The organism is Erythrobacter sp. (assembly GCF_040217515.1).
GTDB lineage: Bacteria > Pseudomonadota > Alphaproteobacteria > Sphingomonadales > Sphingomonadaceae > Erythrobacter.
Genome location: NZ_JAVJPT010000002.1, coordinates 113,314 through 124,492 on the forward strand (window position 1 = coordinate 113,314; position 11,179 = coordinate 124,492).

Consider the following 11,179-nt stretch of genomic DNA (forward strand, 5'->3'; position numbering starts at 1 on the left):
GCTATTTCGCCCCGGCGCGCGTGCCGTCTTCACCCGGTTCGAGCTTGCGCAGCATCTTCACCGGGCATCGCCGGGTGCCGAGATTGGGATCGGGAACCAGCAGGGCGACCTCGAGCCCGCTGCATACCCGGCCGACTCCCGTGCTGGTATCGAAGGCGATCGAGCGGGCGAATGTCAGTTCGCGGCAGGGACCGAACAATTCGAACAGGAACGTGTCGCCCGCACGCACATCGACATAGATGCGGCTGGAGCCGTCAGGGCCTTCGGGTGCATTGCGGAAGGCGTTGACGTTGCGCGAATAGAAGCATTCGCGCGCACCCTCCTCGCCCGCCGGGATCGCCGAGGACCCGCGTTCCTCGACCGGAGCGCAGGCGGACACGGCCAGCGCCGCCAGCACCGCGACGAGGCCGAGACGAAACGCGCCCGGTCGGGCCGGGTGGCGGACGGACCGGTCAAGCACATCCCGAACCGGTCGCATCCCTGCATCCCGACGGCCCTGCCCCGCGGAAGCCCCCGCAAAGGCAGGTGTCAGCGCGAGCAGAGCCATCACAGAACCTTGTCGGGCCGCGCTTCGTGCCGCTTCTTGTCGCCCTTGCCGAAATGCCGCTCGAGCCGCTGGGCGAGCGTGTTCGCCGCCTTGCGCGCGGCGTCGTCGACCTTCGAGGCCTTGTCGGTCACGCCGATCGGCTTGCCGCCGCGCGGGCGCGCTTCGATCGTGCAATGCTTGTCGTCCGCGCCGTGCTTGGACCCGTTGTCGTCCGCGACATGGACCTCGACCCGCGTCAGCCGTCCCTCGAACCGGGCGAGCTTCTGGCGCACCATGGCCTCGATCCGCTCGGCGACATTCTCGGTTCCCATGACAGAGCTGTTGGTGTTGAACTGGAACTGCATCGCGGTTTTCTCCTCTCTTCTCTCGGCGTTCAGCCTATCGGACGATAGGGCGAACCTGCAAGCTGGGAAATGAACCGGCGAAAAACGAGAGGGGCCCTTGCAGGTAAGCGCCGCGCGCGGTCAGGTGTCGGAAGCGGTCCCGGCCGCCTCGGCCGCTTCGGCTGCTTCGGCCAGCTCGGCGGCCTCGGCCTCGCGGCGGGCGGCGCGTTCGGCTTCGGCCTTTTCGCGTTCGACGGCGGTCTTGCGGGCCTGTTCGGCAAGGCCGCGCCAGGTCTTTTCCGAGCGCAGTTCGCGCTGGCGGACATTGTCGAGTTCGGCCTCTTTCGCCGCTTCGGCGGCGGCTTCGGCGCGTTCGAGATAGAATTCGTAGGTCTGGGCCATCGAGGGCCTCCTGTCGGTTGGTCGGGCGGTCGGGCGCTGGAAGGAGAGGGGGCGCGCGCAGCCCCGCCAGGCGAAGCCGCGCGCGCGGGCCCTTGCGCCTTAGTCCGCCGCGACGAGGTTGACCGCGCTTTCCTTGCCGTTGCGGCCGACTTCGACCTCGTAATTGAGGCGCTGTTCGCGATCGAGCGTCTGCATCCCGGCGGCATGGACCGCGGTGATGTGGACGAAGCTGTCCGAAGAGCCGTCATCGGGCTGGATGAAGCCGTAGCCCTTGTCGGTGTTGAAGAATTTCACGGTGCCGGTCTTGGCCATAAGTCGTTCCTTTCAAGAACGTGTGGGTTGCCACCGTGCGACATGCCCGGCGGCTCGTGCGTCAAATCGTTCAGGGGAAAGGAAGTCGTCGTCTGGTTTACGCCGGGGGCCGGTTTCCGTGACGAAACACGGGGCCAGGCGGCGAGTCAAAATACGAAGTCCGTCGCAAATTCCGACGTCAGCGGCGATGGTGTAGCACGGCCTTCGCGAATCTCCTAATCGTGAGGTTTCAAGGGGGAGGAGTCCTTGTTTCCGCACGCCATCCGGGAATCTTTGTTTGCGCAGCCCATCCGGGCTGCGATTTCCTCGGCCCTGTCGGGCCTGCGGGCGGCCGGTCGGCCTTGCGGCGGCTGTGCCGCCGAACCAGCGCTGCTCCGGCGAGGGAGCGCAAGGTCCGGTCGCGCAAGGCCCGCTTCGTCGCGCTAGTATCGGTCGCGAAGCGACCGCAAGGGCGACCGCCCGCCCGCAGGTGCTCGCGCGAAGCGCGAAACAGCACCGAGGACGCGCGCCCGGATGGGCGCGCGCAAAACAGAAAGTTTACAAAGGTTCCACCCTGTCACGTTTCCTCGTCCCGCGCATATTCCTGTAAAAGCGCCATAATCTCCGCGTCCGTGGGGGCGGACGGACAGGGGGTGGAGGCCTTTTCCAGCCCCTGCGCGGAAAAGCGCCGGATCGCCTCGAGCTCGCCCGGGTCCTCCGGCGTGGCCGCGCCGGTTTCCACCTCCTCGCCCTTTTCGACTTTCGCCAGCAGCGCCTCGAAATCGCGCGCGTGGCGCTCTGCCATGGGGCCGAGCCGCCCGAAATTCGGATTGCCGCCGAGCGTGACGCGGCTGAGCAGCGCGACCGTCAGCCGCTCGTCATATCGGCGATAGGAGCCGACCTGCTCGCCCTGGAAGAACACCGGCACCTCGACCCCGTTCAGCGCCCGGTCGAGCGCGGCGTGCGCGAGCACGTCATAGGAATGGTGAAACGCGACCTCCCACGCGAGATCGAAGGGCTGGCCCTTGAGGCGCGAGCGCAGGCGATAGGCCGACTGCCGCGACTTGCCGACCGAGCGCGCGGCCTCGGAGACCGAATGCGTCGCGGACAGCGCGCGCAGGAAGGCGGCCTGCACGGCGAGGGTCCAGCCGTCGCAGCGGGTCTTGCGCTTGGGTGAGGGGGTCGCGGCGGAGCGCGAGGCGGAGCGGAGGGCGGGGGTCTTGTGCGGCATCCGGGGAGGATGACTCGGGGTGGGGGTGTAGGAAAGGGGGCTACGGTTCGAGTTCGATTGGATACTCGTCGTAGGTTCGACCATGCAATTCCCGGCCTGTAGCTTTCTTGTTGCGCCCACCCCATTGCTTGAAAAAGAAAGCAACATCGTCTCGTCTACAAATCTCAAATAGCCGCTCGACCCAAGACTCTTCCATCAGACGAGCGCGAGGGCCGGATTCGCCACCCACGATCGCCCAATGAATTCCTTTTAAATCAACGTTATCTATCGGACCGATGAGTGGTTCGAACGAGATGAAAAGCGTCGCGCCAGCAATTTGCCGAAGGTGCGAAACCCGCTCGATGACTTCCTCGCTCTCGACGGAAGTACCAATCCAAATATGCGCTTGTGCTTGGATCAGCCCTAACTCGAACAAATCTGCCATCCGGTCTGGTCGTTTGGTCAGCACCTGAAAATGATGCTGAGGGCATGCGATCATCACATCCCAAACGCGCTTTATGAATTCGTCAGGCACATCAGGATGGAAAAGGTCAGACATCGAATTGACGAAAATCCGCTTCGGTTTGCGCCATTCGAGAGGGGCAGCGAGGCTGGCTTCGTCCAAATTCACGCGCCCGGTCCAAACATACCGACCGCCGCTCTTTCGGGTCGTTCCTTCGTATTTTGCGTGCCCCATAGCTTGAAGGCGTGCGGCCATGCGCATCGCATAGCAATTCGTGCAGCCGCTTGACGCGACGCTGCATCCGGCCACCGGGTTCCAAGTCACGTCTGTCCATTCGATTTCCGAATTTCCGGCCATCATGCTGTCCTAAGTATGTGATTAGCTATGCGCATCGCTGCTTCGAAAGCAGGCCTACTGGGGTTTGCGCAAGCGAACATAAGCGAAAAATCGTGCCGCCTTCCTCTTCCAAGCGGCAGATACGCTGGGGCGACCCCTCCCTTGAAAATTTCGCCCAGATGAGCCCGGAACATTTCCGAAAATTGCTGGGCGCGCGCGATTTTCTCGAGCCGATCATCAACAGCACCAAACAGATCGTCGGATGTATCGACCTTCCTGACCGCAGCTTCGCGCCAGCTATCTGAACCCCAGATCCTGTCAATTCGCTGAGCGCCTGGTAAGAAGCTTCCATCATTCTTTATTTGCCGAGACATCCCATCGACTGGAACAAGATACCAGAGGTCAACCTTTTCTGTTTCCGCTAGAAGACGAATTGTATCCCACTCCACGCTTAGACCAAAAGGATCTAGAAAGACCACAGCACGATCCAATCTGTTCGCGCTGATTTGACGGCAAAATTTCCTTAGACCTTCGTTCGCATCTTCCGGCCATATGGCGATTGATTTATCGGAAAACCTTGCACAAGTTCGCTCTAGTGATGACAGGTTTTCCGGGTCCTTCTCAATGAAGAGAAAATGGTCGAAAGGAGGGTCGATGCGCAGCGCCCGTAATGGCGAGCCCTCAACCACATCCGAGACGGGAAACAGCGTGGGGTCGTCGCTTGCTGCCTCGCTTTTTGCTTGCGACGAGCCAGAACCGGCAAACCCGTCGACATAAAAGAGTCTAAAGCTCTGTCTCTTCATTACCGTCACATAGGCCGAGAGATATTTCTCAACCACGTCCAGCTTTCGCCTCGTATGTTGACCGCCGAACGATTGAGTGCCTTCGCTCATAGTTGCGCCCCCAAATGCTGTGGGAACAAATATAGAACTTAGAGTATAAGGCAAGTATATTCTTCCCTTACCCCTTCACGATCTCTTCGGCCAGCACCGCCACCGTCGCGCCGAGCAATTCCACTTTCAGCTCGTTATAGGCGCTCCGCCCGTCCGGGGCCAAGGTCAGCCGCTGGGTGACGTCGTAATTGCCGTCCATGCGGTACTGGATCGTCAGCAGGTTGCCCTTGGCATAAAGCTCGACCGGCCCGTCCGCGTCGGTCAGCGTGCCTTCCCAGCGGCCTTCGCCCGCCTCGCGGATTTCCCAGCGGCGGGTGCGCGGCTCCTTGTCGCCTTCGGTGACCACCTGCACCAGTTCGAGCACGCCGGGGCGCAGCATTCGCCCGGTGCTCTCGACCCGCACCGGGACCGTGCCCGAAAACACCTTCGACAATTCGCCGCGCCCGGTGCTCTCGCCGTCGAAGAACACCAGCGGGTCGAAATAGGGCGCCTCGGCGCGGGGGATCGGGGTGAAGCCTTCCTCCGGCGTGCTGGCGCAGCCGCCGAGCGCGAGGGCGGGCGCGGCGACCAGCGCGGTGAGACACGCGCGCAGCCTCATGCGCCGCCCTCTCCGCCAAAGCTTCCTTCGGGCCACGAGATCAGCAGCGCGCCGCGCAGGTCCCCGGGGGCGAAGCCGGTCGCCGTGTCGCCGGGATAGAGGCTTTCGATATGCGCCTGGAGGTCCGGGTCGATGTCGCGGCCGTGGCAGGTCGAACAGGGCTTTTCGGCCATGGGGATCGCGCTCAGGAAGTGGACCCGCCCGTCCTCGGCGCGCCAGATCCGGCGGGCGGGGGCATCGCCTGCCATCGGCTCGGCGGCGAGTTCGTCATATTGCGCGCGCATTTCGGGCGGGACGGTGCCTGCCGGATTGCGATTGCGCGCGGCGATGCGGCGGACCTCGGCCCCGCTGTCCTCGGACGCGGCATCGGCCAGAGCGGGGGCGACCTGCTGGCACACGCTGACCGCCTGTTTCGGCCCGCCCGCCTCCAGCGCGCTCTTGAGCTGGGTCTTGAGATCGGCGGTGAAGCCCCTGGCTATAGCGCCCGAACGCTCGGCCACGGCGGCGGTGTCGAGCGGGGCGGGTTCAGGCTCGCTTTCCTGCGCGCAGGCAGCGAGCGCCAGAGCGCCTGCTAGCGCGAAGGGATCGCGGATGGGTCGATATGCCTCGATCATTGCGTTTCGTCTCCGGTCTGTACTCGCGCGCAAACCTACACGATCACGTCGTGCGCCGCCGAGAAGAAATAGCGGCTGCGTGCAAAGTCGATGAACCGCGCCTCGTCCGCGGCGAGGATGGCGGCATGCCGGCGGCCTTCTTCGCTCTCGCCGACCCGGGCGAGCGCGGCCTCGCTGTCGAACCAGATTTCGGCGATGCCGTCATAGTCCTCGCCCTCGCCATTGGGGATGCCCTGCGCGGAGGCGAAGCGGCGGGCCATGGCGCTGTCGAGCGTGTGCTGCTGGACATAGCGGCGGATGCCGAGCGCCCCGCTCGCCGCTTCGACCAGCGGGGCGTGGGTCTCGCGCCAGTAGCGCTGGAACTCACCGCGGCTGAGCGAGGGCAGGCGGTGGAGGCAATAGGTGATGCGGATCATCGCTTGCCTCCGCGCGCGCCCTTGCAACTATCCTGAGGTTATTCCGCCGCGTCTTCGGGCAGGTAGAGGCGGCGGCCCTTGGCGTCGTAGAGCTTCGCCATTTCCTCCATGCCCTTTTCCGCCTCTTCCACGGCCTCGGCCGAGGTCGCGGCGAGGAAGCTGTCGGGGTCGGAATTCTGCTTCGCGGCGAAATCGCGCACTTCCTGGCTGATCTTCATCGAGCAGAATTTCGGCCCGCACATCGAGCAGAAATGCGCCGTCTTCGCGCCTTCGGCAGGCAGGGTCTGGTCGTGGTATTGCTCGGCCGTATCGGGATCGAGGCTGAGGTTGAACTGGTCGCGCCAGCGGAACTCGAAGCGGGCCTTCGACAGCGCATCGTCGCGTACCTGCGCGGCAGGATGCCCCTTGGCGAGGTCGGCGGCGTGGGCGGCGAGCTTGTATGTCACGACGCCCACCTTGACGTCGTCGCGGTCGGGCAGGCCGAGGTGTTCCTTGGGCGTGACATAGCAGAGCATCGCCGTGCCGTACCAGCCGATCTGCGCCGCTCCGATGCCGCTGGTGATGTGGTCGTAGCCCGGCGCGATATCGGTGACGAGCGGCCCGAGCGTGTAGAACGGCGCCTCGCCGCAGGCCTCGAGCTGCTTTTCCATGTTCTCCTTGATCTTGTGCATGGGCACGTGGCCCGGGCCTTCGATCATCACCTGCACATCCTGCTCCCAGGCGCGCTTGGTCAGCTCACCGAGGGTATAGAGCTCGGCGAACTGCGCTTCGTCATTGGCGTCCGCGATCGATCCGGGGCGCAGGCCGTCGCCGAGCGAATAGGCGATGTCGTAGGCCTTCATGATCTCGGTGATCTCGTCGAAGTGCTCGTAAAGGAAGCTCTCCTTGTGATGGGCGAGGCACCACTTCGCCATGATCGAGCCGCCGCGCGACACGATCCCGGTGACGCGCTTCGCCGCCATCGGCACGAAGGGCAGGCGCACGCCCGCATGGATGGTGAAGTAGTCGACGCCCTGTTCGGCCTGTTCGATCAGCGTATCGCGGAAGATTTCCCAGGTCAGGTCCTCGGCGACGCCGCCGACCTTCTCCAGCGCCTGGTAGATCGGCACGGTCCCGATGGGCACGGGGCTGTTGCGGATGATCCATTCGCGCGTGTCGTGGATGTTCCGGCCCGTGGACAGGTCCATGATCGTGTCCGCGCCCCAGCGGGTCGCCCAGACCATCTTTTCCACTTCCTGCGCCACGTCGCTCGCGACGGCGGAATTGCCGATATTGGCATTGATCTTGACGAGGAAATTGCGCCCGATCGCCATCGGCTCGCTTTCGGGGTGGTTGATGTTCGACGGAATGATCGCCCGCCCCCGCGCGACTTCGTCGCGGACGAATTCGGGGGTGATATAGTCGGGGATTTCCGCGCCCCAGCTTTCGCCGTCGCGCCGCAAGTCCTTCGCGATCTCGCGGCCGAGATTCTCGCGCTCGGCGACATATTCCATTTCGGGCGTGACGATGCCCTGCCTCGCATAATGCATCTGCGAAACATTGCCGCCCGCTTTCGCGCGCAGGGGCCGCTTCACGACATTGGGAAACTGCGCGACACCGCCCGAACGATCGGGGCCGAGCTGGCCATTATCCTCCGGCTTGATCTCGCGGCCGTCATATTCCTCGACATCGCCGCGGCCCATGATCCATTCGCGCCGCAGCGCCGGAAGGCCTGCGTCAATGTCGATATTGGCTTGCGGGTCGGTATAGGGGCCGGAGGTGTCGTAGACGCGCACCGGGTCCTCGCCGCCTTCGAGCATGATCTCGCGCATGGCGACGCGCACGCCAGACCCGGTGCGCGCACCGACATGGATCTTGCGGCTGCCACGAATGGGTCCGGTGGTCACGCCGATTTCGACGGGGCTGTTGATGTCGGCCATGCGCAATCTCTCCTATGGCGCGAAGAGAGTGGTTTCTGGGCGTAGGCCAGACCACTCCCTCCGCCGATGCTAATCGGTTCAGGTTCGACGGGTCGTGTGGAGCATACCCACACCTCTCAGGCTTCACCTCTGCCCATCCCTCGCGCGCATGGCTGGGATGGGCAAGCTGCCTCCCCGGGGCTGGTCGTGGTGTAGCGGCTTACGCGCTGCAAGCCAACAGTCTCTTCGCCCATCGGCGCAGGATGGCGGCGGGGCGGCCAAGGTCCCCTCCTTTCCCCCTCCCTTCACAATTACCGGATCACCGGCGTGCCGGGGACCGATGAGGGCGCGACGCAGACCTGCGCGTTCGCCGTAGTCCTCGCACGAAGCGTCCGCCGGGCCGCACGCGGCAGCGGGAAAGACGCGGCGCGCGGCACAGGAGCCGCTTTTTCAGCGCCGGACCCGACGTGGCGCAAATAGACAAGCATTCGGTCAAAAAGTGCCTTAGGCTCTTCGTGCCGCATTGGCGATCTGTTGGGGGGACGTGGTCATCTATTCGAATTGAACCGTGCCGCGTGGTTTTGCTCTACGCATGTGGCGGACCGGCTTCCCCCCTTTTCATGGGTTCGGAAAAGGGGAAATGACGTGAAAACTGCACTTATGCTTTCGACCACGCTGACTTTCGGGGCGGTCGCCCTGGTGGTTCCTTTCAATGTCGCGCGCGCCGATGCGACTCCGGAATGCAACGAGAATCCCACCGGCGGGACCACCTCGCTTGAATGCGGGCGCAACGCGACGGCCTCGGGCACCTCCGGGGCGACGGCGCTGGGTGCGAATGCGCAGGCGAGCGGCAATGAAAGCACCGCCGTGGGCGAGCGGGCCGTCGCCACAGCGACCAAGGCGACGGCGGTGGGCGAAGATGCAACCGCAAGCCAGTTCGATTCCACCGCGATCGGCAATGATGCCGATGCCACCGCCAACGACGCAACCGCGTTGGGGGCCGATTCCTTCGCATCCGGGCTGAATTCGACTGCGGTTGGCTCTCAGGCCGCCGCATCCGGTAGCATGAGCATCGCACTGGGCGCATTGGCCGCTGCTGACGAAGACCGAAGCATCGTTATCGGCTATTCAAGCGATGTGGGGGGTACCGACGCTGTAGCGCTCGGCTGGGCGGCCAATGCGGCGGGCGCGGAATCGATCTCGATCGGGGCTACGAGCATTGCAAGTCTTACCGGCAACGTCGCGATCGGCGGCGACAGCAACGATGCCGATGGCCAGGGCGCGCAGGCGACCGGCCAATTCTCCACGGCGGTCGGGGCGGATGCGATTGCGGGCGGAAACGCGTCCTCCGCGTTCGGCGAGGGGTCAGAAGCGACCGGGATTTCGTCGACCTCCCTGGGCGTCGAATCCAGCGCCTCGGGTAACGCGAGTGTCGCCCTTGGCGCATTTGCAACGGCCGACTTTCAGGGATCGATGGCGCTCGGCGGTGCATCGAATGTCGGAGGCGATAACGCGCTCGCGATCGGTCAAAATTCCAACGCCGATGCGGCGAACGCCGTCGCAGTGGGATCGCAAGCCAGCGCAACGGGCGCCGGTTCCGTCGCACTTGGCGGTGACAGCAATGATCCCAATGGTCTCGGCGCCCAGGCAACCGGCGACTTCTCGACAGCGCTAGGCGCGGATGCCGTTGCCAGCGCCACCAGCACGGTTGCGGTCGGCGAAGGGGCGCAGGCGTCCGCCCAAAGCGCGATCGGGATCGGTGTCGGCGCGCGAGGCTCGGCGATGAACAGCATTGCAATCGGTGTCTCCTCCCTCTCGAATGAAGCAGACACGACCGCTCTCGGCTCGTTCAGCAATGCAACGGGCACCAATGCAACCGCCGTCGGCCATGGCGCGTTGGCGAGCGGTCTGAATTCGCTGGCTCTGGGCGAAATCGCACTCGCGACGGCCGATGATGCAACCGCGGTCGGTCAGAGCGCGATTGCCAGCGCCCTCGGAGCGACCGTGCTGGGCAAGGCTGCGAGTGCCGGTGCTGCCGATGCAATCGCGATCGGCCGCGAAAGCCAGGCCGCTGCCATCGGAGCCGTCGCGATCGGCGGGGACGGCAGCGATGCCGGAACCGTCGGCGCGCAGGCCACCGCCGATAATTCGGTGGCAATCGGTGCGGATGCCTTGACGGATCAAGTATTCGCCACCGCAATCGGGGCACAGGCATCCGCCACCGGAAATAATGGCGCAACCGCGCTTGGCGCACGCGCTCGCGCCAGCGGCAGCCAGTCCACGGCGGTCGGCGAGAACGCCTCGGCTTCTTCCAATCTTGCGACGGCCCTTGGCGAGGATGCTGAAGCCAGCGCCGAAGCCACCACTGCACTGGGCAATAATGCGGCGGCGACGGGGCTCAATGCCACCTCGCTCGGCGCGAACGCCGAGGCGAATGCGACCAACGCGCTTGCGATGGGGCATGGGGCGATTGCGGCGTGGGACGAATCCATCGCGATCGGCGCTCGCAGCGGCACCGGCGATGCGTCAAGTATCGCGATAGGCGGCGATGCAAACGATGCGGATAATATCGGCGCGCAGGCGTTTGGGGGCAGGTCGGTTGCCATCGGTGCGGATGCCGTGGCTCGCGAAAGCGATACAACGGCCGTCGGCTCTCAAGCCGAAGCAGGCGGTCCCTTCGCAACAGCGATGGGCTTTCGAAGCTTCGCAGGCGGGTTCGGTTCTATCGCAATCGGCGACATTGCCGAAGCCACGCAGGACAATGCGATCGCTCTTGGCCGCTTCGCGGACGCGACGGATGAAAGGGCAGTCGCAATCGGGGTAAGTGCAAATGCAGCTGGCGAAGAAGCCATTTCGATCGGCAGGGGATCCGCCGCCTCCGCCGACGGGTCGATCGCGATCGGCGGCGACGGGGCGGACAGCGGGATCGACGGCGCGCAGGCGACGGGTGTCAATTCCATCGCTTTCGGCGTGGACACGCAGGCGAGCGAAGAGGGTGCCTCGGCGGTCGGGCAGGATGCGGCGGCTCTGGCGCGCAACGGCTCGGCCTTCGGCAACGGGGCGCAGGTCACCGAGACCGGGGTCAGCGGCACGGCGGCGGGCTTCCTCGCGCGGGCCGAGGGGACGGCGTCCTCGGCCTTCGGGCGCTCGGCGGTGGCCAACGGCTTCGGCGCGACGTCGGTCGGCAA

The 11,179-nt window shown here is 64.8% G+C and carries 12 protein-coding genes; 1 reads left to right on the forward strand and 11 read right to left on the reverse strand.

What is annotated here, in order from left to right:
* Position 1: 1 nt before the first annotated feature.
* The 11 genes from RIB52_RS01485 to thiC all read right to left on the reverse strand — a co-directional run bounded on the left by RIB52_RS01485 (position 2) and on the right by thiC (position 8,012).
* Complete coding sequence (locus RIB52_RS01485; RefSeq protein WP_350172190.1) at positions 2 to 460, reverse strand: DUF6491 family protein; 459 nt, start codon at positions 458 to 460, stop codon at positions 2 to 4.
* Between the two features lie 86 nt (positions 461 to 546).
* On the reverse strand, positions 547 to 891 hold the full coding sequence (locus RIB52_RS01490) for an HPF/RaiA family ribosome-associated protein (protein WP_350172192.1): 345 nt from the start codon (positions 889 to 891) through the stop codon (positions 547 to 549).
* Positions 892 to 1,011: 120 nt separating this feature from the next.
* Entirely contained in the window at positions 1,012 to 1,272 is a 261-nt protein-coding gene (locus RIB52_RS01495; protein ID WP_350172194.1) for a hypothetical protein, read from the reverse strand.
* Positions 1,273 to 1,371: 99 nt separating this feature from the next.
* Positions 1,372 to 1,584, reverse strand: coding sequence for a cold-shock protein (locus RIB52_RS01500; protein ID WP_350172196.1), 213 nt, complete (start codon positions 1,582 to 1,584; stop codon positions 1,372 to 1,374).
* A gap of 556 nt (positions 1,585 to 2,140) precedes the next feature.
* Positions 2,141 to 2,794 (reverse strand): hypothetical protein, encoded by a 654-nt coding sequence (locus tag RIB52_RS01505; RefSeq protein ID WP_350172198.1) that lies wholly within the window; start codon positions 2,792 to 2,794, stop codon positions 2,141 to 2,143.
* A gap of 40 nt (positions 2,795 to 2,834) precedes the next feature.
* Entirely contained in the window at positions 2,835 to 3,593 is a 759-nt protein-coding gene (locus RIB52_RS01510) for a DUF5131 family protein (RefSeq protein WP_350172200.1), read from the reverse strand.
* Entirely contained in the window at positions 3,593 to 4,465 is an 873-nt protein-coding gene (gene tcmP, locus RIB52_RS01515; RefSeq protein WP_350172202.1) for a three-Cys-motif partner protein TcmP, read from the reverse strand. The genes RIB52_RS01510 and tcmP overlap by 1 nt, the downstream gene beginning before the upstream one ends.
* 67 nt (positions 4,466 to 4,532) lie before the next feature.
* A complete protein-coding gene (locus RIB52_RS01520) occupies positions 4,533 to 5,063 on the reverse strand; it encodes a DUF3833 family protein (protein WP_350172204.1) in 531 nt (176 codons plus the stop codon).
* Positions 5,060 to 5,677: a c-type heme family protein gene (locus tag RIB52_RS01525; protein WP_350172206.1), complete on the reverse strand. Its 618-nt coding sequence runs from the start codon at positions 5,675 to 5,677 to the stop codon at positions 5,060 to 5,062. The genes RIB52_RS01520 and RIB52_RS01525 overlap by 4 nt, the downstream gene beginning before the upstream one ends.
* Before the next feature lie 35 nt (positions 5,678 to 5,712).
* Positions 5,713 to 6,093 (reverse strand): EthD domain-containing protein, encoded by a 381-nt coding sequence (locus RIB52_RS01530; RefSeq protein WP_350172208.1) that lies wholly within the window; start codon positions 6,091 to 6,093, stop codon positions 5,713 to 5,715.
* A 38-nt stretch (positions 6,094 to 6,131) separates the two neighbouring features.
* A complete protein-coding gene (thiC, locus tag RIB52_RS01535; RefSeq protein WP_350172210.1) occupies positions 6,132 to 8,012 on the reverse strand; it encodes a phosphomethylpyrimidine synthase ThiC in 1,881 nt (626 codons plus the stop codon).
* A 624-nt stretch (positions 8,013 to 8,636) separates the two neighbouring features.
* Between thiC and RIB52_RS01540 the strand changes: the two genes are divergently transcribed.
* Positions 8,637 to 11,179: hypothetical protein (locus RIB52_RS01540; protein WP_502879440.1), on the forward strand; the 2,543-nt coding region annotated here is incomplete at its 3' end.

Excerpts from the sequence above, each read along its gene's own strand:
- tcmP (WP_350172202.1), bottom strand. The coding sequence starts at position 4,465 with ATGAGCGAAGGCACTCAATCGTTCGGCGGTCAACATACGAGGCGAAAG.
- RIB52_RS01525 (WP_350172206.1), bottom strand. The coding sequence starts at position 5,677 with ATGATCGAGGCATATCGACCCATCCGCGATCCCTTCGCGCTAGCAGGC.
- RIB52_RS01520 (WP_350172204.1), bottom strand. The coding sequence starts at position 5,063 with ATGAGGCTGCGCGCGTGTCTCACCGCGCTGGTCGCCGCGCCCGCCCTC.
- thiC (WP_350172210.1), bottom strand. The coding sequence starts at position 8,012 with ATGGCCGACATCAACAGCCCCGTCGAAATCGGCGTGACCACCGGACCC.
- RIB52_RS01490 (WP_350172192.1), bottom strand. The coding sequence starts at position 891 with ATGCAGTTCCAGTTCAACACCAACAGCTCTGTCATGGGAACCGAGAAT.
- RIB52_RS01495 (WP_350172194.1), bottom strand. The coding sequence starts at position 1,272 with ATGGCCCAGACCTACGAATTCTATCTCGAACGCGCCGAAGCCGCCGCC.
- RIB52_RS01500 (WP_350172196.1), bottom strand. The coding sequence starts at position 1,584 with ATGGCCAAGACCGGCACCGTGAAATTCTTCAACACCGACAAGGGCTAC.
- RIB52_RS01505 (WP_350172198.1), bottom strand. The coding sequence starts at position 2,794 with ATGCCGCACAAGACCCCCGCCCTCCGCTCCGCCTCGCGCTCCGCCGCG.
- RIB52_RS01510 (WP_350172200.1), bottom strand. The coding sequence starts at position 3,593 with ATGGCCGGAAATTCGGAAATCGAATGGACAGACGTGACTTGGAACCCG.
- RIB52_RS01530 (WP_350172208.1), bottom strand. The coding sequence starts at position 6,093 with ATGATCCGCATCACCTATTGCCTCCACCGCCTGCCCTCGCTCAGCCGC.